The sequence below is a fragment of the Ralstonia sp. 22086 genome, assembly GCF_052045975.1.
Taxonomy (GTDB): Bacteria; Pseudomonadota; Gammaproteobacteria; order Burkholderiales; family Burkholderiaceae; genus Ralstonia; species Ralstonia wenshanensis.
Genome location: NZ_JBQEPZ010000004.1, coordinates 287,971 through 309,523, shown reverse-complemented (window position 1 = coordinate 309,523; position 21,553 = coordinate 287,971). Strand labels below are relative to the sequence as shown.

Sequence of the window (21,553 nt, the reverse complement as noted above, 5' to 3'; positions counted from 1 at the left end):
GGCCAATGAAGCCCGGTCAAACGATAATCCGGGCGTAGATCATTCCAATCGAGAATGACTTGGCGACTTTCGCATCGCACAATTTCCGCGCTCCCATGTTCCTGTCACGCCGCTTTCTGCCGCCGATGTCCCTGCTATGCGCGTTCGAGGCCGCCGCGCGCCACCAGAGCTTCACGGCTGCCGCCGCTGAACTGCATCTCACGCAAAGTGCCGTCAGTCGCCAGATCCGCGCGCTGGAAGAGCGCCTGGGTGCAGAACTGTTCGTGCGCGAACGCCAGACCGTGCGCCTGAGCGCGGCGGGTCAGGCGTATGCGGAGGAAATACGCGCCGCGTTGATGCGCATCTCCAGCGCCACGGTTGGGTTCCGAGCCAATCCGCAGGGCGGCAGCTTGAATCTGGCCATCCTGCCGACGTTCGGCACCCGCTGGCTGGCACCGCGCCTGCCGGCTTTTTTCGACGAGCACCCCGGCATCACCATCAATCTGACGACGCGGCTGTCGCAGTTCGACTTTCAACTGGAAGCGGTGGATGCGGCCATTCACTTCGGTACGCCGCACTGGCCGGGGGCAGAACTGGCCTTGCTGATGAGCGAAACCGTCGTACCCGCTTGCAGCCCGGCGCTGCTGGCCCGCTACGACTTTGCGCAGCCGCGCGACCTGCTGCATGCGCCGCTGTTGCACCTGGCCTCCCGCCCCGATGCTTGGCCGCGCTGGCTGGCCAGTCATCAGGTAACAGGGGCAGAACCCCAGGGCATGCTGTTCGACCAATTTGCCACCGCCGCGCAAGCTGCCGTTGCGGGCCTGGGCGTGGCGTTGCTGCCGCGTTTTCTGATCACCCACGAGCTGCAGCAAGGCGACCTGGTCCAGGCGTTGCCGCATGTACCCGAGATGGAGAGCGCAGAGCGTTACTACCTCGCCTGGCCCACGAACCGCGCTGACTACCCGCCGCTGCAAGCGCTGCGGACATGGCTGGTGAAAGCGGCGCAAGATTTCATGATCACGCAGCCTGCAAGGTAAGGCGCCGCGCTTTCGCAAGTGCACAGAGCAAGCAGAACGCGCGCGTTCGGCACCAAACCAACGGTGGCGAAGCAGTGCATGACTCGCCCATCGGGGTTCTGTAAAGTTCGCAGATCGAATTTGTCGGATCGGGCCAGCCATGCTCAAAGCCCAGTCCGACGCAAAACAAAGCTGACGTTATCTCTCGCCCATGTCCATCCAGCATGCACCATGAGCCGCAAATGGCGTAGCCATGCGGGTTGTTCAATAGGTGTTCAAAATTCGTTCAAAATCACTGTCCCGAGATGGCGACCTTGACGGGCGCAACGCCGCGGGGGTTGGCATAGGTGTTGGACGCTGATTCGGACAGGTGGCCGAGCAGGGCCTTTGTGTCGACATTGCCTTGTTCCATGTAGAGCCGCTTGGCCAAGCTTCGAATCTCATGAAATGTCGGGGCCCCTTTCTCGTCGATCGATGCAAGGCGCCGTGCCCGAGCAAATGCCGCTGAAATAGCATTAAGGGCGATCGGCGAACCGCGTTTGGTGGCGCCGTTCGTTCTAACGTGGTGAATCAAATACTTGCTGACGACGCCGGTGCTTTTGCACCTGGCGATGACGTCCCGCAGGGAAAGGCCGATCACGTCGAGGCGAATGTCTAAGGGGATCGCAATGTCGAGCTCAGTCTTGGATCGTCGGACGACCGCGAAATCTTCCTGAACCGATGTGCGCTTCCAGTTCGCAATTGTTGAGCGATCCTGCCCGCTTACAAGCGCAAGCAGCATGGCCCTCTCAAGCCATGGTGTTACCTCCGGCGCTTTCTCTAAGATCCGATTAAACGTCTCCAGCGTGAGGCGCTTCCGTTGCACTTTCACGCTGAACTTCTCGATGACCTCGACGGGATTCGACTGCATCCAGCCTAAGGCCATGCCCTTTCGACACACGATGTAAAGGCGCCCTCGGATCATCTGGGCCAAGCGCTTCTTGCCGGCGTCCTTCATCTCTTCGATGAAGTCGGAGACGGCTTTGATGGTGAGCTCGTTGCACCGAACGTCGCCAAGCGCCTCGGCGATGCGTGAATCCTGCGTTTTCAGGCTCGCCAGAGTTGTCGGTTTGAGCCCGTCTTTGGGCATCTTTGCGAGAAGGTCGCGTACCGTTTCCGTGCCAGGGTTCTGAATGCGGTCGATCAGTTTGCGTGGTGCAGAGACGATAGCGGCGTTCGCTTCATGCACCTCGAAGATTGCTTGTGCCAATGGAATGCGGCCGAGCACGTGGACCTTGCCGTCGCGCGGGTCGCGGAACGTGTAATAGCCCTCGCGCGGCTCGTGCAGGTTCTCAGGCCAGTTGGCGCGCTTGCGGATTCGTGGGCGTGCGGCCATTACGCAGCGATCCGATGGACAAGCCGCCGGCGCGCGTCCTTTGAAAAGACAGCGTGCTCGTCAACGTAGTAAGCCTTGCCGACTTTCTCGGCCGGAGGATAGATCTTGCCCTGGCGCGCCCACGCGCGGAGCGTGTCGATGTGCGGCGGCGGGTCATAGTTTCGGGCTGCCCATTTCTCAAGACTGACTTTCATTATTTACTCCACTCCCAATACAGCCGGGTGTTTCATTGATTTTTGCGGCTCCGTAAAGCTCACACCGGTGCTCCGTGCTTTGTCGCTATCCCTTCGGTCATCAGTCGTTGGTTCATGATGTGCTCCGTGTGCGGCCGGGTCGTTTCGATGATTCGTGCTGCTGCGTTGGTCATTTGTTGCCGGTGTTACGATGTTCGAAATAGCGGGAGGTGTAGATGGCGTACTACGGCATTACCCACGCGCGTATTGACGACGCAACGGGGCGTGCGACCCATGTTCGCTATGCGCTGATCAACCCACAGACGAACTCGTGGGGATCTCCATTTGCAGATGTAGACATCGACCAGATCATCATGCTTCTTATGAGCGGTGATCATGTCTACGCGCTCCACACCATCCAAGGGCTCAGAGTGCCCGGCCCGAAAGTGGGTGTCGTTGTTGGCGACAGCGGCTATGAGTGGATCGAGGTCGAGGCGCCTGAAAAGCACGAAGGGCGGTTGCTTCGCGATCTGCCTGCTATGTAGGTTCTTCTTCAGTAACCTCGTCAGTGCCGCTTGGCCCGTTGAAGTCATTGACCTACCCGGATAGAGGCGGCGAGCAGTTGTTCACGTGCATTCACTAAAGCCCGGTAGGTGCGAGGGCCGTGGCATCCATGCTCGATGCACCATGTCAGCTCGGCCAGCGCTTCAGGCTCGCCCGTCTTCGGCGCGGCCTGCTCCTCAACCATTTTGTTGACCTCAACAGAATGGTCGGTAACAAACGGCTCAGCGTTCGGAGCGGGGCTTCGTGCAAGCGCGGACGCGATCTGCAGCAGTGCCGTTCGGTACCGCCCCATCGTTTGGAACGTGGCGGCAAAGCCATCATCTGCGATCAGTGCGCGCAGCTTTGCGAGCTCCGTTGAGCCGGCCGGGGGATTGAGCGTGCTTTCCTTCGGGCTTTCCGTGGCCGTCATCACAGCGCCCCCCGCTTCGGCCGAACAGCGCCGTTGATCTTCTGCATACCCATCCGGCGCCCACCACGGCGTGCGGCCTGCATGACTTCCTCCTGACACGAGCGGTGCGTTTTGACGGCGCCGTCGAGATCTCGCGCGCAGGGGATGCTGATGCTCTCCCACACGACAACGCCGTCGACGCGCAGGGTGTAACTGCAATGCAGCGAGCCGGGCACGGGGCGGCGTTGCACGTCGTGCTTGCCGATGCGAAGGGTGGCGGGGGTACGGTTCATTATGCGATGCATGGTTGGTCTCCGTTGCGGCTGGTCAGTCGTCGAAGTCGCCTGCAGCCAGTTTCTTGAGGTCGACCCACACGCGGCGGGTCGTGCGAATGCGCGGATGGGTGCGGGCGTGCGCGGATGCCTCGATGGCGGTGCGGACGGGGCCCGCGGCCAGGGCCTGCGCGTCGGTGCAGATGAGGCGCAGCTTGTTGCGCTCGGCGAGCACGGCCGCGTCTGCGATGGGGCGCGGAGGCATGTCAGCCCCCGAGCACCATTGCGGCTTCGGGCGCGATGGCGCCGGCGAGGCCGAACGCGAAGAGCACTACGGCAAGGCCGAGGACAGGGTGGTGGCTGAAGTAGCCGGACGCGAGGCGGTGGAGGGCGGAACGGTGCATCGTGTCCTCCTCATGCCTGGCGCTGGGTGATGCGCGTGGGCTCTGTCTCGGATGATTCGTCGAGATGGAGGGCGTATGCGTGGAGGGCTAGGACTACGCCGAGGGTGATGACGTAGGCGACAAGGTACTTAAAACGGCACAGGGTATGCATTTGCACTCCACTTTGTTGGTGGAGCAAAGATACCTACAGGTATTTATTGCTTCAATACCTTTGGGAGATTTCCATGTAGAGAAGTGTGACCGGTTGTGGGCGGCTTGCTCGAATTGGGGCGCTGCGGTTGCAGTCCGACGGACGGTCGTCGCCCCTACACTTCGAACGGGTCTGGCTTCCTTAGCCCAAGCCAAAGAGCCAGAGATCTGCGCAAAACCCTTAAAGCCTCCTCCTGCGCCGGGTATTGTGCGGGGTCTAGTGCATCCGACCTTTCTTTCGCCAAGTCGATTCCAATGAAATCCTCAATGGCCTGTCTGCTGAAGGTATTGTGCGGGGAAGCAACCCGATCCCCCGCTGAATAGCGGGTTCCGCGGCTCATCAACCGCGATGCCATCTCTGCAAAGCTGTCGTCAGTCCGAATAGCCTCCAGCATCCACTCGCGCGGGCCGTCTAAAGAACCTGAGTAGTCCCTCCAGCGGTAGAGCAGATTCACCAGATCCGGTGCGGTGTATAGGGTGCCGTTCGCGGCGCGGCTTCTTACCAAGCGTAACCATTCGTCTTTCAGCGCCGCCACCGTGTCAAGGTCTAGCGTTGGATCGAATGTTTCATCTGTGCCTTCTTTTCGATCTGCAGGATCGTTCAAATGAATCAAGATTGCCGCGACAGACAGCGCTTCCGTCTCGCGGAGCGCCGCGAGCGCGAGATCGCCACGCAATTCCTCCGGGACCCGCTTCAGAAACCAAGTTACCGCTCGCCATGCCGATATCCAAGGGGATCTGAAGGGATCCAGGTTCCCACCAGCAAATTTTTCGGCGATCCTGAACAATGCCGGCAATAGCACCTGTGCATTCTCGATTGGCAAGCGGCTGACTGACTCGTCTATCCTTGCAGCAAGCGAGGGCAAAAGGCCGGCCTGCTCAATTTCCTCTATCGCCGAAGACAGTGCGTCTGCTGTTCCGGTTGCGTCAAGAAATGCAACGAAACGGCTTTCTGACATTTCCCCATCTGCTGTCTGGAGTTCGAAGTAGCGAGGGAAGTAGCGTGTGGTGCATACACGCTTGGCAGTGAGCCAGTGGGCATGGAAATCTTCAGCGTAGTATGTCCCACCGTAAGCCCATTCAAGCGTGGGGAACAACTCCTTGAGCGCTGCTTTAGCTGTTTCTCGGCGCCGCTCAGGGAGCAGTTCTAAAAGTCGCTCAGCCGCCGCCTTATCGGCGTCTCGCCTTCCCTGTCCGAAGCGAAACTCTTGCAATACCAATTCCCTCTCTCGGAACAGCGCTGCGTGGAGGTCTGGTTCAAAAACACGAAGCGCTTCCAGAACAAGGAAGTCGATGATGTTCACCTCGAACACGCCATCGGCCGAATGCAATGGCATATGAATAGAAACAGACGAGAGCAGCCGCCGCGCATCGCGCAAGTTGCGCAGCAGGGGCTGGACGGAGCCGATAAGGGCGTTGCCCCAACGTGTCTGCGAGAACCCGTTGGCTTCTGTTGCGTACGGACTGACGAGCTTGCCGAGTTCTTCCCCGAAAATTTGATGTACGGTCGAAGTAGGCGTAGCTGGTAGATCGAAGTTCGCCTGCACAATCTTTTCTAGGAAGGCTCGGCCGTCTCCATTTGCTACAGGATCCAATGCCCTCTCGACGATGTTGGGTTGGAAAAGAAGGACGAAGACAATATTAGGAAGGTTTGCATTCGCCTTCACTTGTCGCAACAGCATCCGTATCTGCTTCGGCTCTAGGCGGTCGAGGTCATCCACAAATACGATTAGTGGGCGATCGAGTTCGCGAAGTCGAGTCTCAAGCGCTTCTCGTACTTTCCCCAGTGGTTCCCCGGTTCGGTCACGTCCGAGATGCAGCAGTAGACGCCCGATAAATGGTACGGCGACAGCAAGAAAGGCAAGACCGGCAGCAACTGCCGCCGCGGTGGGAAGATGCAGGCCGACGGCAGTAGCAACAGCGATGACGGATGCGTTAGTCAGAACAGTAGAAATGATCTGTCCAGAGGCGCTCGCTTTCTTGAACGGCGCGCCGGATCCTGTGAGGATTGCACCGTAGCGTCGTAATGCCTCAGCGCGCGCAACTGCGGACCTTGAATGCTCTCCGCCTAGTCGATCCGCGATTTGACCAAATAGGGCACGAGCAATTGCGTCGCCATCGCCCCATTGCCAAGGATTGAAGTCTACCCAGTCAGCTGTGTCGCGTCGTGCGTCAAGCTGCTCAGTGACCAAATTTTTTAGGGAAGACTTGCCGAAGCCCCATCCGCCGCGAATCGCGAAAACTCTCCCTTCACGCAGGCTGAGCTCAGAAAGCACAACGGCAATATGCGCCGCAAAGTCGGTCCTGCGTAGGCCATCCTCAGACGCAGTACGAATCGGCGCTTCCGCACCGATTCCCTCATCCGGTCGCTCGGCTCTTGCGGCTTGTGCGGCGAGTTTGGCGCGACGGCGGGCCCACCATGTTGTAACGCGCAGCAGCGACCATTTCATTGGCCAGGCCCACCCAATGCGGCCTCGGCTCCTCGAAGCGATGGCCCGACGTTGATCGCGCGACGGACGCGTACCGCGCTCGTATGCTGGACGAAAAACTCCACCGCCATAATCCCATCCCGGTATCTTGTAGTGTATGAAGTGGCCCTCTGTTTGGGGCCACATGTCTCCTAATACTACATGCTACACAGCGTGTTATGTGCCTACGGCTTCAACTGTGACCTCGCCTACAAGGCGCTTTAATGAGGACTCCACTTCGTGCAATAGCGCATCCCCATCAATCACCATCTCCTCCGAAAGAGCGCTAACGTTCGAGGCGAAATACGCCGCTTCCAGACCGGCGGGCGGCATCCAGGCAGACACCTGTGCGCGTACGTTCCGAAATAGCTGAATTGCATTTAACGTATCAAGTTTCGTCTGCGGTGTTGCTCGTCCTGGCTGACGCACAAGCTCCCAAAGACAGTTCGCTACCGTTTCGATGTGCAGCTGTGTGATGCTCAGCAGGATGGCCGTTGTTTCCGGCGATGCGCGCAACTGCTTACTGAACGCCAGACGAAGCATGTGCTCGCAGCGGTGATAGCGTGCAGTGGTTTCGTTCCATTTTTCTTGCAGAGTAGCTTGCATAGCTTGGTCTAAGGCTTCTGTTTGGTGGTGACGTGGGTGCTGGGGAGGGTTGGGCGTATCACGGCGCTGCGGCTCTGGCCCTTGCTCCTTCGCTCGCAGCTTGATCGCAAGACGCAACTGCATTGCTGCATCGGCAGCCTCGGTTAGCTTGTGCCTGTAGAAGCCGCCGACGACGAAGGCTGGCTTGTGCCCCGGCGACGTCGGTTTCAGGATGAGCGCGACGCCGTCGTATGCGTCGCTCTGAACGTGGTCGAGCAACAGGGCCACCGCGCGATCGAGGTCGCGTCGATACGCGGCAGCAAGACGGGCATCTTGAGTTTCGCTCTGGCTTGATGGAGGTCTTCCAGGCGGTGTGCGCGTGCCTGGCTGCGGAAACTGAATGAGGGTGCCCATTGGTGATTCGACTGACTGCCCGCGCGGGCAGCAATGTTGTTAGCGGGCGGCCAACAATAGAATATGAATTCCCCTATTCGCATTCGTCTCAACACGAAAAGAATCCCGCCAAAGCGGGATTCTTTAACTGGCGCGCTTGCGCTGAGCCTTTGCTTTGGGAAGAGGGGGGTAGCCGTAGTCGGATGGCTCGGCAACTTCTGCCGGCGCTTCCTCGAAGCGCTTTGCCTTCGGTCCGTCTGACCCGACAAGCCGCGCGCCGCCTTTGAGCTGCTTTTTCGCAGCAAGCACTGCTTCAAGGGTCGCAATCGCGGCTTCGATTTCTCGCTCGGACAAATTATTCAGTGCACTGATTGCCAGTGCGCCAAGGTCCGGCGCTGGCGGCGCCTCGTCTTCTGCATCGAGGGAGAAAGGCGGCAGGTGGAGCGCTTGCTCGATCTCGCGTGCGACGTCTTCACCGATGCGCTTGCCACCGGCTTTGCCTTCTTCGTACAGCATGCGCCCGACGTATGACGGCGCTTTGCCGATTGCTTGCGCGAGTTTGACGATCGAGCCCTCGAAGCGCGAGGCGCGAATCTGGTCCAGCCGCTGCCGACGTCGTTCGTACTTATCCATTCTTTACAAATTCCGGCCCTGTTTTTCGCGGATACGGCCCGTCAAGGTATTGAGATAAAAAATACCCGTGGGTACCATCGTCGCATGGAAAACCTGCGGGCTTACTTAAACGCAATGGCCCCGGATGAACAGGCGGAATTCGCGCGCTTGTGTGGCACGACGATCCGCTATCTGCGCAAGGCAATCAGCCTTTGCATCCGGCTGGGGCCGCTGTTCTGCGTCGGCATTGAGAGGGAGACGTGTGCGCTCGTTACGCGCAAACACCTTCGTCCCGATGACTGGCATCTGATCTGGCCCGAGCTTGTCTCTGTCCGCGCGCCGTCCACACGGCTACACCAACGGCCAATGCGGCCCAAGCCTCGAATGATACCGGCTGTGGCATCGCGGGGCCGTCTTCGGCGCATTCATCGCGTGAGTCGGGCAAGCAGTGCCTGCTCGGCAACGAGGGCATTCAGCCGTCAGCTTCTGGGCGCTGGATCTTGCCATTCCAACGATGAGGCAAGTGTACGCGCCCACCAAAACCGCCGGTAGTGCGACCCGCACAGCCCGCCCATGACAGCTTCTTTAGGAGAGACAAATTGAGCCACCACTATTCCGAGATCAACCAACACGACGCGCTCTACTGGGTGGCGCGTGGTTACCCCGGCGGCGTTGAAGGATTGGCCGCGCGGATGGACAAGTCGGCCGCGGTGCTGCGCAACAAGCTGCTGCCGCACGTGCAGACGAACTACGTGTCGTTTGAAGAGGTGTCGGTGATTGTGGAGCACGCGGAGGGCGCTGGTGTGCCGAACGCGAAGCTGCCGATTCAGGCGCTGTGCTGGCGTCACGGGATGGTGGCGATTCCGCTGCCGGAGGTAGCCCGTGAGGATCTGCCGAATACGGATCTGTATGAGGCGCTTTGCATCGTGCTTGCCGAAGTGGGCGATGTGAGCCGCGCGATGTCTGCGGCGCTGGCGGACAACCATCTCTCCGAGGGTGAGATGCGGAAGCTGGAGCGGGAGTTTGAAGAGGCGACGGCTTCTGTGATGGTGCTGCGTGAGCTGCTGCGCGTGCGTGCGCAGCGTGATGCGGAGCGGTTGCAGCGGTTGCGTGGCAAGGCGTGATTCGCCTGATGTTTGTTCGTTGTGCATGTGTCAGCCGATGCGGGTGCGTTGGCTGTTTTTTGAGCGCGTGAGCGCATAGGAGAAGTAATGCAAGGCTGTAAAGAAAATTGCGGTGGGCAGGCGAAGTTGTCGCCTGAGCATGCCAAGAAAATTGCTGATGTGCTGTGCGCGAAAGTGGTGGCGGACATTGACCCACTTCTCGATATGCCCGCGCGTCTAACGGTGGCTCGTGAGGCCCTGACGCGCGAGCTAAGGCTACTGGCCGAGGTTACTCGGTCGTTTTGACAAGGTAGGCGGCGTAGGTCTCGATAAACATCGAGCAGAAATGCGCCGCAGTCTCGCCAGCGCGCCCGTTGGGAGCGTTCGCAGATCCAAACATGGCGGGCTGTTGCTCAATTAGTGTCATGAGCAATTTCTTTGCGTCATCGCGTGCGTCTTTGAGTTCCATGCTTCCTCGTTGAAAGGGTTGGCGTTTGGTCGGGTTCATCGATCCGACGACGGAGTGTTGCCGCCAGCAGTTCGGGCGGCAACCTGCAACGCCACGTTGTATCGATTTTTGACAGGGTTCGGCATCGCATGACACAGAAGCAAGACAACACGCCACGCTTTTCACACGGTATGACGTGCTGCAAGGCGGGGCGTGTTGCTGTGGGCCTGTCGTGCGAGCGGGTGGACCAGATGTGTTGTGCGTGGCATCGCATTGCGGGGGCGTTCAAGCCTCGCGGGTTGCCGGTGCTGTCGAAGTTTGCGGAGCATCTTCTTGATGCTTGCGCGTGGCCGTTGGCTGATGTGTTTTGGCCGTTCAATGCGGCTGGTGAGTCTTCTGCGCTGGCGTTGGCCTGCGCGTCGCGTTATCGCGCGATTTCTACTGAGGCGGAGCGCCTCGCTTTTCGATCCACTGTTGTTGCGTCGACGTCGCCGGAGTTTGTGGCGGTGTTTGATGTGCTGTGTAAGGCCGCACCGCTGCGGTTGTAAGGGCGATTCCATGGACATTCCTATCGAGGCCGTTGGCGCTGTTTGGGCCAAGGGCAGGGCGGCTGCATTGTCTGGCCGCGCGTTGGATGAGGCGAACGAGTATCCGGTTGGCAGCGCGCATCACGCGGCGTGGCTGGCGGGGTATATGGGCTTGACGCGCACCTATGGAGGCGAGGGTGTCGGCGTATCGCATCAATGATCTTGAGTTGAGCGCGCTGGCTGGGGCGGGTGCGGAGATCGCGCATCTGTACCTGGTGGCGCTGCGCCCGCGTATGGACTTCCGTACGGGTGTGGTGGGCCGCGTGGTGCGGATCTCGTATCAGGCGCTGCGTGAGTGGACGGAGCGCACTGCGCGCCGTGGCGTGCGCTACCTGGCGCATGACAAGTCGAAGCTGCAGCGGATGCTGGCGCAGTTGGAGAAGCTGGGGCTGCTGCGCCGGCTTGGCGGGCAGTACGAGCTTGTTTTTGCGTGCCCGTTGGCGGATACGGATTCGTGCGTCCAAAAGAAAGCCGGTCGAGGTTCGATACACCGGCAGGATGGCTACGAGTTCAATGCTGACGCGGGTTTTAAGGATGTGCCCGAGTCTGTGGATAACGCGAAAGCCGCCACACATCCGTATTCCGGTAACACCCTTAAAACCAACCCCCCTAACCCCCCACGCCGGGGGCGTGAGAAGAAGGAGATTGAGTCCCCCACGCCTGCGGCGCGGGAGGATCGAAACGGCCCCCAACACCGTCGGGGCACGCGGCGGCACCGGCTCTCAGAGGAACGTGGTCAGAACGCGAGTGTGGTTGGGGATGGGCTTGCAGAGAGTGAGGATGGGCAAGGCGTGGCGTGGCAAGCAGACCTTGCTTGGCCGGTTGACCTGAGAGGGCCGGAGCGGGCGCGTGTTGCGCAGATTGTGGCCAGGGCACCCATGGCCATGCGGCAGGTGGTGATCGACGAATGGCGGGGCCGTATGGCGGCTGGTGGTGTGGACGATCCGTTTGCGATGTTGGCGTACCACGCGAAGCGGGCGAGCGATCCGGATTGGGTGCCGTCGTATGCCAATGCCGTGCGGGAATCGCGAGAGCGGGCGAGGGCGCTGCGGCTTCAGCAGGATGAGGCGTTGGCGCGGTTGCAGGCGCAGGCGGAGCAGGCGGTGGCTGGGCTGCCGTGGCATGCGGGGCGGTTGCGGCCGGCGAGCTTGCAGCGAGGTGCGGCATGACGGCTGAGGAAGCGTTCAACGCGGCGGCGCTGGCGGCGTGCGGCAAAGGTGAGTGGCCGTCGCGGGCGGTGTTCTGGTCGGCGGTGCGGTTTGGGATGCGTGCCGTTGGGGCGGCGCGCTGGGCTGATGCGGAGGAGCGGTGGACTGCGCTCTGGCGGGTGGCGGTGGTGGAGCATCTGCCGCCGATTCCGCAGGCGCCGTTGGTGGGGGCGCCGCCGTCTGTGGTGCAGGCAGAGCAGCAACTTGCGCGCATGCGCGAAATCGTCGGATCGAGGAGGCAGGATGTATTGCGTTAAGCCGCGTGAGGTGACGAGGCGATCTGCGTTGGTGACGAGCGAGGATCAGGCGCTCGATGATCTGCTGTTCGCGTGGTTCTGCTGGGAGGCGCAGTACTCAGGCGAGAAGTGGTATTCGAACCGGGATGCGACGTGCGGCGGGTCGGCCAGCTCGCGGCAGTGGATGTCGACGGATGACATCCACGAGGCGAGCGTGGATGCGTGGCAGATGCAGCAGGTGGCGGCGGCGATTGAGGCGATCTCGGGCGACCATGCGCTGGCGATTCGGGTGGAGTGTCGGAACCGGCGTGGGCCGGGTGTCTGGCGGAACCCGCGTGCGGGGCTGCGGCAGCCGTTGGTGTATGCGGCGGCGAAGATGGCGATCAGGCCTTGGATTGTTAAATTCGGTGTCGAGTATTGATGGGGTGCGGGGGCGTCGCTTAAAGTTCGGTTCGTGGGACGACGCACGCCCATAGAAAACGAAAGCCCGACCGGTTGTCCGTGTCGGGCTTTTTGTTTGCGCGCTCGCTGGAGCTCGGCGGACTGCCGGGCGGGGCGTCGGGCCACGCGAGCTCACGGGCCTCGCCCCCCCCGGAAAGCCAGGGGGCCCCTCGGCTCATGGGGTACTGCGGGTGAGCGGACCCGCGATTCTTCGTTAGCGGCCAGTTTTCCAGCTTAGTGAAATTCACCTCCGGCGAGGTGAAATGGTGAAATCATGATTGAAACGATCCTCCTGACGCGCTCTGCGTTCGCGGCGCGCCAGAACTGGTCGCCCAGCTACGTCACCAAGCTCGGCAAAGAAGGGAAGCTGGTCACCACGACCGACGGCAAGCTCGTCGATGTCGATGCCACGCTCGCGAAGATCAAACGCGGCGCAGACCCAGCCAAAGAAGCCGTCCGCGCCCGCCACGAAGCCGCACGCATCGACCGCGACGTCTACAGCGCCAGAGACACAACGCCCGACGCCGACCCATCGCTCGGCCACGACTTCCAAGCCGCCCGCGCCGAACGCGAGTACTACCAGGCACAGCTTGCCCGCACTGAATACCAATGGGTCTCCGGCCTACTGGTCAGCCGCATTGCCGTAGAAGACGCCGCCGAAAAGATCGGCGCCAACCTGCGCGATCGCATCATGGGCCTACCGCGCCAGATCGCCCCCGAGCTGGCTTCGATGACCGACCCATGGGCCGTCGAGCGCCACCTCGAAGCCGCATTGCGCAAGGTGCTCGACGACATGATCTCCCACGGCGCAAACGTGCTTTCTGAATCCATCAACGATCCCGACCGCGGCAAGTTGGCCGACCTGTCACGCGCGGGGAAAGAGAGGTACGGCTCCATGGAGCCCATCGACACATCGTGAGCCATCCCGACGGAGCCGCACTGTTCGCCCGCGCCTTCCTGGCCGGCCTCAAGCCTGACCCCGAGCTGTGGGTAGACCAGTGGTCCGAAGAATTCATGGTGATCCCCGATGAGTCGGGCGCCGCCGAAACCGGGCCATACCGCTCCGCGCGCACGCCATACGCCGTCGAGCCCATGCAGTGCCTGTCGCCTGCGCACCCGTGTTTGCGCGTGGTCGCCATGGTCGCGTCGCAGTTGTTCAAGACGCAGATCGGGTTGAACTGGATCTCGGCGACGATCCATCGCGCCCCGGCCAATTTTCTCGCGCTGCAACCGACGCTCAGCCTCACACGCCGCTTCTCCGCCCGTGTGGCAAAGACGCTCGATGTCGTACCGGTCCTGCGTGAACGCATCGCATCTGCCCGCTCGCGCGACGCCGCCAACACCGCCGAGCGCAAAGACTTCCGCAAGGGCACGCTGTTCATCAACACAGCCGGCTCTGCCGCCAACCTGGCCGAGGTCTCCGCGCGCTACGTGTACGGCGACGAAATCGACCGCTGGGTGCGCGACCTCAACAACGAAGGCGACCCCATCGGCATCGCCGAAAAGCGCGCCAGCACCTTCGGCCGCAACGCCAAGTTTTACTACTCGAGTTCGCCCACCATCGACGGCGCCTCGCGCATCGCCGAGCTGTACGCGCAGAGCGACCAGCGCCACTACTACGTGGCCTGCCCGCACTGCGGCCACGAGCACATCCTCGAATTCGAGCAGCTGCGCGCCAGTGACGATCTGAGCGACGTCTACTGCGAATGCCCCGCGTGCTTCTACAAGATCCGCGAGCACGAAAAGCCCGCGCTCTACAAGACCGGCCGCTGGATCGCCCACGGGCAGGGCGACGGAGAGACCGTGGGTTTCCACCTGTCGACGATGTACGCGCCGCTCGGCTGGGTGTCCTGGCGCGCCCTCGTTAAAGAACATCGCGAGGCCAAGCTCGCGATGGAAAAGGGCGATCCCGGCCTGATGCAGGTGTTCTACAACACGCGCCTCGCCCGCCTGTGGGACAACGCCCAGCAGCGCACCAGCGCAGACGAGCTGCGCGACCGCGCCGAGGACTACCGCCTGCGCACCGTCCCCGCCGGCGCGCTGCTGCTGACCGCCGCCGTCGATACCCAAGACGACCGCCTCGAACTGCTCATCATGGGCTGGGGCGAGGGCATGGAGCGTTGGACGATCGACCACCAGGTCTTCATGGGCGACCCGTCGGACGCCACGCTGTGGGCCACGCTGGACGAAGCTCTGCAGGCTACGTTCCTGCACGCCTCGGGCAAAGAGATGCAGATCCGCGCCGTGGCCATCGACTCCGGCGGCAGCCACACGCAAGACGTGTATCACTTCACGCGCCTGCGTCAGTGGCGCCACGTGCTGGCAGTAAAGGGCGCCAGCAAGCCCAACCGGCCCGTGATCGCGCAGCGCCCGTCGCGCGTGGATGTCACATGGCAAGGCACCACCGAAGTCGACGGCGCTGAGCTTTGGATCGTCGGCACCGACACCGCCAAGGATTGGATCTACAACCGCTTCAAGCTGACCAGCGGCCCCGGCGCGCTGCACTTCTCGAATGATCTCCCCATGGAGTTCTACAAGCAGCTCACCGCCGAGAAGCAGATCGTGCGCTACGTGAAAGGCTTCCCGCGCACCGAATGGGTCAAGGCGCGCGGCGACCGTAACGAGATCCTGGACTTGAACGTCTACAACCTCGCCGCCGCGTATTACCTCGGCGTGCACAAGTATCAGGAACCCGACTGGCGCCGCCTGCGGCTGCACTTCGATCAAGGCAGCCTGTTCACCGCCGCGCCCGTCAACGCTGAAGCACCACAAGAGGCTGCCGCACCACTGGCCATCGAGCCGCCGCGCGCCGCGCACACACGCCGCCGCGTGGCCGCATCGCGCTACCTCAAACGACGATAGAGAACCGCATGGCTTATACAAAGCAAGATCTCCAGCGCATCGAGCGTGCACTGGTGAAGGGCGAGCTCGAGGTTCAGTTTCAGGACCGGCGCGCCCGCTACCGCTCCGTGGACGAAATGCTGCGCATCCGTAGCGAGATCGTCCGCAATCTTGAAGACGCCGCACCGGCATCGCGCGTGATCCGGCTGCGCTCGGCGGGCAAGGGGGTCACATGACCCGTTTCCCTGCGCTGGGCCAGCTTGGTTTCGTCTTGCCGGCGGAGCGGGCGGTTCGGGCGCAGGCGTATGAAGCGGGCGGCACCACCGGCAGCCGTGGTCGCGCCTGGCGCACCTCGGGCGCCGGGCCAAACGCCTCTGTCACACAGAATCTGGGCACCATCCGCACGCGCGCCCGTGGCGCCGTCCGTAATGACCCGTGGGCCAAAAAGGCGATTGCCGGCCTTGTGGCCAACGCTATCGGCACCGGCATCGTCCCGCACCCGATGCATCCGGATCTCGAAGTGCGCACGACGCTCAAAGAGCTTTGGAGCGACTGGGTACCGGAAGCCGACGCCGATGGCCTGCTCGACTTCTACGGCCTGCAGACGCTGGCTGCGCGCTCCCTGTTCACCGATGGGGAGGTTCTGAACCGCGTCCGCCCCCGCCGCCCGGAACGTGGCCTGTGCGTGCCGCTGCAGGTGCAGCTTTTCGAAGCCGACCACCTGCCGGCCAACTTGAATCAGATGCTGCCCAACGGCGGCGAGATCGTCTCCGGCGTCGAGTTCGACCGCGATGGCGATCGCGTTGCCTACCACCTGCACCGGCGGCACCCCGGCGAGGCAGGCCGGGCCACCACGCAGGCCGGCACGGTCCGCGTGCCAGCCGCCGAGATCCAGCATGTATTCGAGCCGGTGCGGCCGGGTGCAGTGCGCGGGTGCTCGTCGCTGGCGACGGTGCTCCTGCGCTTGCACACGCTCGACAGCTTCGACGACGCTGTGCTCGTGCGGCAGGAGGTGGCGAACCTGTTCGCCGGCTTTATCACCCGGCCAGCGCCCACCAGCGTGAAGCTGGATACGTTGACGGGCCAGCCAGTCGAGTTCGACGGCGACGGCACAGCGCTCACATCCATGGAGCCCGGTTCCCTGCAGGAACTGCTCCCCGGCGAGGAAGTGCAGTTCGCCGAACCGCCGGGCGCTGGCACCGATTACGGCCCCTTCATGCGCCAGCAACTCATGGCTGCAGCCGCATCCGTCGGCCTGCCGTACGAAGTGCTCACCGGCGACCTGCGCGACGTTAGCGACCGTGCCTTGCGCGTGATCCTCGGTGAATTCCGGCGCCAGCTCGAGCAGTTGCAGTGGAACGTCTTCATCCACCAGTACTGCCGCCCCGTGTGGGCCGCCTGGACGGATGCAGTCGCGCTGTCGGGTGTGTTGCCCATGCCCAACTACTACCGGGACCGGCGCCTCTATTTGCGCGTGCGCTGGGTGCCGCAAGGCTGGCCGTACATCAACCCGCTGCAAGACGTGCAGGCCCAGCGCATCGCCATCCGCGCCGGGCTGGCCAGCCGCTCGGCCACGATCCTCGCCCAAGGCGAGGACCCGGAAACCACCGATGCCGAGTACGCGGCCGACTTCGAACGCGCAGACCGGCTCGGCCTCGTTTTCGACTCTGATCCGCGCATGCGTGACAGCGCCGGCAACGTGACCGACAACCAGGAACACACCAACGATGAAAGCTAAACAGAGGAAGTGGTACGACCTCAAGGCCGCGCGCAACGCCGCCGGCAAGACGGTCGCGGAATTGCGCATCTATGACGACATCGGCTTTTGGGGCACCACCGCCAAGGCCTTCGTCAACGAGCTGGACGCCGTGGCGAAGGACGCCGACGAGATCCTCGTGGCCGTCAATTCCGGCGGTGGCGATGTGTTCGACGGCTTCGCCATCTACAACGCGCTGCGCCGCTACAGCGGCAAGGTGACGGCGCGCGTAGATGGCATTGCCGCCTCCGCCGCCTCGCTCGTCGTCATGGCGGGTGACACCATCGTCATGCCCGAGAACGCCATGATGATGATCCACAACGCCTGGACCATCGCCGCCGGCGACGCCGCGCAAATGCGCAAGACCGCCGAACTGCTCGACAAAACGCGCGATGGCATCGTCGCCGCCTACCGCAACAAGTGCGGCCTGACCGACGACGAGATCGTCGCCATGATGGACGCAGAGACGTGGATGACGGCCAGCGAGGCGAAGGATCGCGGCTTTGCCGATCAGATCGAGGCGCCCGTCAAGCTGCAGGCGTCTGTGCGCACCGAAGAGCTGCTCGCACGCTTCGAGCACACGCCGGAGGCGTTGCTGAAAGCGCTCGAAGCCCCGCCGGCAGAGCCGCCGCAAGCGGCCGCACCAGCAGCGCCAGTCGCCACCACGCCGCCGCCCGATCCTGGCGCGCTGGCGCAACACGCCTTCGCAGCGTGCCGCGCCGCAGGCCTGCCGCAACTGGCCGAGGCGGTCGTGTCATCCAGCGCGCTCGCCAGCACCGAAGCCATCGACGCCGTTGTCGCCCGCGCCAAAGACATCGCCGGCCTCTGCACGGCAGCGCACCTGCCCGAACTGGCTGCGCAATTCGTTGCTGACGGTTTAAACGCTGAGCAGGTGCGCGCCCGGCTGTACGACCGCGTCATGGCCAGCAGCACGCCCGGCCTGTCCAACCGCCAGCCGGTGGCAGGGCAGGAAACCACCGAGCGCAAGACCGGCCCGCACGGCCCGAGCATCTACAGCGCTCGCCGCAAGAAAACCGCTTCGGCGTTCGCCTGAAGCCACCCATTGGAGTCACCAAGATGCAGATCCAGACACAAGGCGTACAGACCGCCGAATTCCTGCTGACCGAAGCGCCGGGCAGCCTCTCGCGCGAGCAAATCACTGTCGCCGCCGGCGACGCGCTGCCTGCGGGCCAACTGCTCGAGCACGCGGCCGATGGCACCGGCTACGTCCCGTACGGCACCGCCGACGACGGCAAGGCCGCCGCCATCCTCTACGCACCGCTGAGCGCCTCGGAAACCGTCCGCCGCGCCACCGGCATCGTGCGCCTGGCGGAAGTGGCCGAAGCCCGCTTGACCGGCCTTGACGCTAAAGCGCGCACCGACCTGCTCGCGGCCTTCATCGCCGTTCGCTAAGCACACCCACCCGAATTCAGGAGATCCCCATGGCTGATATGGCCCTGTTCAATGACGACGCCTTTTCCATGACGTCGCTCACCGCCAGCATCAACGAGCTGGAAACCACGCCCTCGCGGCTGGCCGCCCTCGGCCTGTTCGAAGAAGAGGGCATGACCGTCACCACTGCGCAGATCGAGCGCGACGGTGAACAACTGCAGCTCGTTGCGTCGGCAGAGCGTGGCTCGCCCGGGCAGGTTGTGGTCGGCAGCAAGCGTCAGGTGATTCCGTTCAACGCCGTGCACCTGCCGGAAATCGCCACCATCAAGGCCGACGAGGTGCAGAACCTACGCGCCTTCGGCGAAGAAACCGAACTGGAAGCCCTGCAGAGCGTGGTCAGCAAGCGCCTGCAGAAGATGCGCCGCCAGCTCGACGCCACGCACGAGTTCCACCGCATCGGCGCCATCAAGGGCCAGATCCTCGACTCGGATGGCAAGTCCGTCCTGGTTGATCTGTTCGAGCGTTTCGGGCTGAAGCAACAGCAACTGCCCATCCTCATCGGCGACGTGCGTTCCTCCACGCTGGAACTGCTCGACATGATCGAGGATTCGTTGGGCGCCACGCCGCATACCGGCGTGCGCGCGCTGTGCGGGCGCAACTTCTGGCGTCAGCTGATGACGTCCAAGGACATCCGCGAGACGTACCTCAACACCCAGATGGCCGCCGCTCTGCGTGGCGACCCGCGCGACACCTTCGACTTCGGTGGCGTCACGTGGGAGCGCTATCGCGGCCGCGTCGGCAACATCGGCTACATCGGCGACGACGAAGCCTACGCCGTGCCCGAAGGCGTGCCCGAACTGTTCATCACCCGCTTCGCGCCGGCGGACTACATGGAAGCCGTCAACACCAACGGGCTGCCGTACTACGCCAAGCAGGAAGCCGGCAAGTTCGGCAAGGCCGTCGAGCTGGAAGCGCAGTCCAACCCGCTGCACCTGTGCACGCGCCCGCGCGCCGTAATCAAGCTGGCGGCCACCACGGGCAAGGCCGCCTGACATGACGTTTCGTGACCACGTGGCCGACCTCGATACGGCGGTCTTCGAAGCGCTGTCCGACGAGGTGCAGATCGACGGCAAGACTGATCCGGTGATGGGCATGTTCTATTCGCCATGGCTGGACGTCGAGCCCATACGCGGCCAGCGCTCGGGGCTACGCGAGCCGTTCGTGATCCTGCGTGATGCCGATGCCGCAGGCGTCCGCCCGCGCACGCGCGTGCGCGCCATGGGCGACGTGTTCAGCGTGGTCGAACTGCAGCCGGACGGCTCCGGCATGACCAAACTCGTATTGAGGCCAGAACCATGTCCGTCACGTTAAAGGCCGAGCTGGACATTGCCGCAGCGCTCGCGCCGCTCGCAAGCCTTGGCAAAGACGCCATGCGCAACGCCTGGCGCCGCGCGTTGAAGAAAAGCGCCAACTGGGTGAAAGGCCAGACCGCAAAGCACGTCTCCGCAGAGATGCACATCACGCAGAAACTGGTTCGCCAGCGGCTCTATTTCTTCCTGCGCAGCGCCGACAAAGGCAAGGTCTGGCTCGGCCTCAACGCCGTCGAGGCACACCGGCTCGGCAACCCGCGCCAAACGCGGCGCGGCGTGTCTGTCGGCCGGCACCGCTTTGACAAGGCATGGATCTATCGAAGTGCGCGCGGCAGCAAGAGCGACGGCAAGGTGTTCCGCCGCGTTGGTAAGGCGCGCATGCCGATCACGGCCGTCAAACTCGACTGGGCAGACAAGGGGGAAGCCGCCTTCCGCAAAGGCGCGGCTGAGATCGAAGCGCGCCTCATGGTCCTCTTGGAGCAAGAAGTGAAATACGAAATCCTCAAGGCCACCCGCCATGCTCGCTGATCTGCAGCAACTGTTCGACGCCGTGGAATCGCACCTCAAAGCGCAATTCCCCGACGTCGCCCTCATCGGCTGGGCACCTGAAATCGAAGACAGCATGCCGCTGCCCGCCATCCTGCTGTACGTCGGCGCGCTGCGCCCGGGTACCGACACCGGCACAGGCCAACCGCCCATCAACATCGTGATCGAGCTGCGCGTCGTTGGCGACCCGACCGAGCCGAACGCCGAGGCCGCCATGTGGGCACTCGCCGCACGGCTCATCAAGGTTCTGCACCACCAGACGTGGGGCCTGCCCGTCACCATGGCCGAGCTGGAAAGCGACGGTTTCCACCCAGACGGCATGCGTCCGGATCTCGACGGCTACAGCGTCATCGCTGCCGAATGGAAACACGAGTTCGACCTCGGCCCGCCCGAATGGGCGTTTGAAGACACCAGCGGCGCGACCGTCGATTTCGACATCCAGCCGCGCCACACCGAGGCCGACTATGAGCTACGAAGCGGGTGAAACCGACCGGCGCCTCGCCTGCATCGTGCAGGCCGGCGTCATCGCAGCGGTGGACGTCGTTGCCGCCCGCTGCACCGTCACCGTCGCTGACTGGACGTCTGACTGGTTGCCGTGGTGGTCGCGTGCCGCCGGCGCCGTGCGTGAGTGGCGCCCGCCATCACCGGGCGAGCAGGCATTGCTCGTCTCGCCATCAGGCTGCCTCGAAGGCGGCTTCGTCCTGGCCGGCTTCTACACAGACCAGCATGGCGGTGCGAATGGCGATTCGGCAGACGTTACCGCCTCCGACTACCCGGACGGCGCTCGCGAGCATTACGACCACGCCGCACACGAATATCGGCTCGCCGTCCCGGCCGGCGGTCAAATCGTCCTGCAGGTCGGGGATACGTCGCTCACGCTGCGCAGCGACGGCGCAGAGTTGAAGGCGCCGCAACTGCTGGCCGACGTGCCGGCGTCCACCTTCACTGGTAATGCCTTGGTGGAGAAGGCGCTGGCGTTCCTCGGGGGGCTGACCGGGCAGGGCGCCGCAGGCGGTACCGCAGTCGCCATTCAAGGCGGCATCCAGGCCACCGACGATGTGGTTGCCGGTGATGTTTCGCTGCGCGGCCACTCGCACATGGAGCAGGGCGACGGCGCCCCGGTGGGCGAGCCGTTCTAGTTTCCCCAATCATCAATCGCAAGGCGGCCATGTGCCACCTTTTTTCGTTGGAGGCACTGTGGCCATCG

29 protein-coding genes are annotated in these 21,553 nt (G+C 63.0%); 19 read left to right on the top strand and 10 right to left on the bottom strand.

Annotation, left to right across the window (positions count from 1 at the left end):
- Positions 1 to 95: 95 nt before the first annotated feature.
- The gene (gene gcvA, locus ACTJK6_RS18760) at positions 96 to 1,016 is read left to right on the top strand and encodes a transcriptional regulator GcvA (RefSeq protein WP_260803395.1); all 921 of its coding nucleotides are present in this window, start codon (positions 96 to 98) and stop codon (positions 1,014 to 1,016) included.
- Positions 1,017 to 1,287: 271 nt separating this feature from the next.
- Here gcvA and ACTJK6_RS18755 read toward each other — a convergent pair whose 3' ends face one another.
- Positions 1,288 to 2,370 (bottom strand): tyrosine-type recombinase/integrase, encoded by a 1,083-nt coding sequence (locus ACTJK6_RS18755; protein WP_440839816.1) that lies wholly within the window; start codon positions 2,368 to 2,370, stop codon positions 1,288 to 1,290.
- The gene (locus tag ACTJK6_RS18750; RefSeq protein WP_260803393.1) at positions 2,370 to 2,564 is read right to left on the bottom strand and encodes an excisionase; all 195 of its coding nucleotides are present in this window, start codon (positions 2,562 to 2,564) and stop codon (positions 2,370 to 2,372) included. Before ACTJK6_RS18750 ends, ACTJK6_RS18755 begins: the two co-directional genes overlap by 1 nt.
- Before the next feature lie 215 nt (positions 2,565 to 2,779).
- Here ACTJK6_RS18750 and ACTJK6_RS18745 point away from each other — a divergent pair, with 215 nt between their 5' ends.
- Positions 2,780 to 3,088: a hypothetical protein gene (locus ACTJK6_RS18745; RefSeq protein WP_440818041.1), complete on the top strand. Its 309-nt coding sequence runs from the start codon at positions 2,780 to 2,782 to the stop codon at positions 3,086 to 3,088.
- 44 nt (positions 3,089 to 3,132) lie between these two features.
- Here ACTJK6_RS18745 and ACTJK6_RS18740 read toward each other — a convergent pair whose 3' ends face one another.
- From ACTJK6_RS18740 to ACTJK6_RS18710, 7 genes are all read right to left on the bottom strand, one after another.
- A complete protein-coding gene (locus ACTJK6_RS18740) occupies positions 3,133 to 3,516 on the bottom strand; it encodes a hypothetical protein (protein ID WP_440839815.1) in 384 nt (127 codons plus the stop codon).
- The gene (locus ACTJK6_RS18735; protein WP_440839814.1) at positions 3,516 to 3,788 is read right to left on the bottom strand and encodes a hypothetical protein; all 273 of its coding nucleotides are present in this window, start codon (positions 3,786 to 3,788) and stop codon (positions 3,516 to 3,518) included. Before ACTJK6_RS18735 ends, ACTJK6_RS18740 begins: the two co-directional genes overlap by 1 nt.
- A 34-nt stretch (positions 3,789 to 3,822) precedes the next feature.
- Complete coding sequence (locus tag ACTJK6_RS18730; protein ID WP_206275325.1) at positions 3,823 to 4,002, bottom strand: hypothetical protein; 180 nt, start codon at positions 4,000 to 4,002, stop codon at positions 3,823 to 3,825.
- A 31-nt stretch (positions 4,003 to 4,033) separates the two neighbouring features.
- A complete protein-coding gene (locus ACTJK6_RS18725; RefSeq protein WP_440839813.1) occupies positions 4,034 to 4,171 on the bottom strand; it encodes a hypothetical protein in 138 nt (45 codons plus the stop codon).
- Positions 4,172 to 4,476: 305 nt separating this feature from the next.
- Positions 4,477 to 6,810 (bottom strand): KAP family P-loop NTPase fold protein, encoded by a 2,334-nt coding sequence (locus ACTJK6_RS18720; RefSeq protein ID WP_440839812.1) that lies wholly within the window; start codon positions 6,808 to 6,810, stop codon positions 4,477 to 4,479.
- A 195-nt stretch (positions 6,811 to 7,005) separates the two neighbouring features.
- On the bottom strand, positions 7,006 to 7,827 hold the full coding sequence (locus ACTJK6_RS18715; RefSeq protein ID WP_440839811.1) for a hypothetical protein: 822 nt from the start codon (positions 7,825 to 7,827) through the stop codon (positions 7,006 to 7,008).
- Positions 7,828 to 7,950: 123 nt separating this feature from the next.
- Positions 7,951 to 8,439, bottom strand: coding sequence for a hypothetical protein (locus ACTJK6_RS18710; protein WP_440839810.1), 489 nt, complete (start codon positions 8,437 to 8,439; stop codon positions 7,951 to 7,953).
- Positions 8,440 to 9,017: 578 nt separating this feature from the next.
- Here ACTJK6_RS18710 and ACTJK6_RS18705 point away from each other — a divergent pair.
- Positions 9,018 to 9,542 carry a phage regulatory CII family protein gene (locus tag ACTJK6_RS18705; protein WP_440839809.1) on the top strand — a complete coding sequence of 175 codons (525 nt, stop codon included), beginning with the start codon at positions 9,018 to 9,020 and terminating at the stop codon, positions 9,540 to 9,542.
- 268 nt (positions 9,543 to 9,810) lie between these two features.
- Here ACTJK6_RS18705 and ACTJK6_RS18700 read toward each other — a convergent pair whose 3' ends face one another.
- Positions 9,811 to 9,990 carry a hypothetical protein gene (locus ACTJK6_RS18700; RefSeq protein ID WP_102079702.1) on the bottom strand — a complete coding sequence of 60 codons (180 nt, stop codon included), beginning with the start codon at positions 9,988 to 9,990 and terminating at the stop codon, positions 9,811 to 9,813.
- Between the two features lie 278 nt (positions 9,991 to 10,268).
- Between ACTJK6_RS18700 and ACTJK6_RS18695 the strand changes: the two genes are divergently transcribed.
- The 16 genes from ACTJK6_RS18695 (at position 10,269) to ACTJK6_RS18620 (ending at position 21,485) form a co-directional block, all read left to right on the top strand.
- Positions 10,269 to 10,517, top strand: a complete 249-nt coding sequence (locus tag ACTJK6_RS18695) for a hypothetical protein (RefSeq protein WP_316856962.1) — start codon at positions 10,269 to 10,271, stop codon at positions 10,515 to 10,517.
- Between the two features lie 10 nt (positions 10,518 to 10,527).
- Positions 10,528 to 10,716, top strand: a complete 189-nt coding sequence (locus ACTJK6_RS18690; protein ID WP_316880409.1) for a hypothetical protein — start codon at positions 10,528 to 10,530, stop codon at positions 10,714 to 10,716.
- A 7-nt stretch (positions 10,717 to 10,723) separates the two neighbouring features.
- Complete coding sequence (locus ACTJK6_RS18685) at positions 10,724 to 11,725, top strand: hypothetical protein (protein WP_440839807.1); 1,002 nt, start codon at positions 10,724 to 10,726, stop codon at positions 11,723 to 11,725.
- A complete protein-coding gene (locus ACTJK6_RS18680) occupies positions 11,722 to 12,021 on the top strand; it encodes a hypothetical protein (protein WP_440839806.1) in 300 nt (99 codons plus the stop codon). Before ACTJK6_RS18685 ends, ACTJK6_RS18680 begins: the two co-directional genes overlap by 4 nt.
- Before the next feature lie 31 nt (positions 12,022 to 12,052).
- Complete coding sequence (locus tag ACTJK6_RS18675; RefSeq protein ID WP_440840046.1) at positions 12,053 to 12,421, top strand: hypothetical protein; 369 nt, start codon at positions 12,053 to 12,055, stop codon at positions 12,419 to 12,421.
- A 294-nt stretch (positions 12,422 to 12,715) separates the two neighbouring features.
- The gene (locus ACTJK6_RS18670) at positions 12,716 to 13,360 is read left to right on the top strand and encodes a hypothetical protein (protein ID WP_440839805.1); all 645 of its coding nucleotides are present in this window, start codon (positions 12,716 to 12,718) and stop codon (positions 13,358 to 13,360) included.
- Positions 13,357 to 15,303 (top strand): phage terminase large subunit family protein, encoded by a 1,947-nt coding sequence (locus tag ACTJK6_RS18665; protein ID WP_440839804.1) that lies wholly within the window; start codon positions 13,357 to 13,359, stop codon positions 15,301 to 15,303. The genes ACTJK6_RS18670 and ACTJK6_RS18665 overlap by 4 nt, the downstream gene beginning before the upstream one ends.
- Positions 15,304 to 15,311: 8 nt before the next feature.
- Positions 15,312 to 15,518 carry a phage head-tail joining protein gene (locus ACTJK6_RS18660; RefSeq protein ID WP_045203149.1) on the top strand — a complete coding sequence of 69 codons (207 nt, stop codon included), beginning with the start codon at positions 15,312 to 15,314 and terminating at the stop codon, positions 15,516 to 15,518.
- Complete coding sequence (locus ACTJK6_RS18655) at positions 15,515 to 17,020, top strand: phage portal protein (protein WP_440839802.1); 1,506 nt, start codon at positions 15,515 to 15,517, stop codon at positions 17,018 to 17,020. The genes ACTJK6_RS18660 and ACTJK6_RS18655 overlap by 4 nt, the downstream gene beginning before the upstream one ends.
- Positions 17,010 to 18,092, top strand: coding sequence for a head maturation protease, ClpP-related (locus tag ACTJK6_RS18650; RefSeq protein ID WP_440839800.1), 1,083 nt, complete (start codon positions 17,010 to 17,012; stop codon positions 18,090 to 18,092). The genes ACTJK6_RS18655 and ACTJK6_RS18650 overlap by 11 nt, the downstream gene beginning before the upstream one ends.
- Before the next feature lie 23 nt (positions 18,093 to 18,115).
- On the top strand, positions 18,116 to 18,451 hold the full coding sequence (locus ACTJK6_RS18645; RefSeq protein ID WP_440839799.1) for a head decoration protein: 336 nt from the start codon (positions 18,116 to 18,118) through the stop codon (positions 18,449 to 18,451).
- Between the two features lie 29 nt (positions 18,452 to 18,480).
- On the top strand, positions 18,481 to 19,482 hold the full coding sequence (locus tag ACTJK6_RS18640) for a major capsid protein (protein ID WP_440839798.1): 1,002 nt from the start codon (positions 18,481 to 18,483) through the stop codon (positions 19,480 to 19,482).
- A gap of 1 nt (position 19,483) precedes the next feature.
- Positions 19,484 to 19,801 (top strand): head-tail joining protein, encoded by a 318-nt coding sequence (locus ACTJK6_RS18635; protein WP_440839797.1) that lies wholly within the window; start codon positions 19,484 to 19,486, stop codon positions 19,799 to 19,801.
- Positions 19,786 to 20,328, top strand: coding sequence for a phage tail protein (locus ACTJK6_RS18630; RefSeq protein WP_440839796.1), 543 nt, complete (start codon positions 19,786 to 19,788; stop codon positions 20,326 to 20,328). The genes ACTJK6_RS18635 and ACTJK6_RS18630 overlap by 16 nt, the downstream gene beginning before the upstream one ends.
- Positions 20,318 to 20,830 carry a hypothetical protein gene (locus ACTJK6_RS18625; RefSeq protein ID WP_440839795.1) on the top strand — a complete coding sequence of 171 codons (513 nt, stop codon included), beginning with the start codon at positions 20,318 to 20,320 and terminating at the stop codon, positions 20,828 to 20,830. Before ACTJK6_RS18630 ends, ACTJK6_RS18625 begins: the two co-directional genes overlap by 11 nt.
- Positions 20,811 to 21,485 (top strand): phage baseplate assembly protein V, encoded by a 675-nt coding sequence (locus ACTJK6_RS18620; protein WP_440839794.1) that lies wholly within the window; start codon positions 20,811 to 20,813, stop codon positions 21,483 to 21,485. The genes ACTJK6_RS18625 and ACTJK6_RS18620 overlap by 20 nt, the downstream gene beginning before the upstream one ends.
- Positions 21,486 to 21,553: the final 68 nt, after the last annotated feature.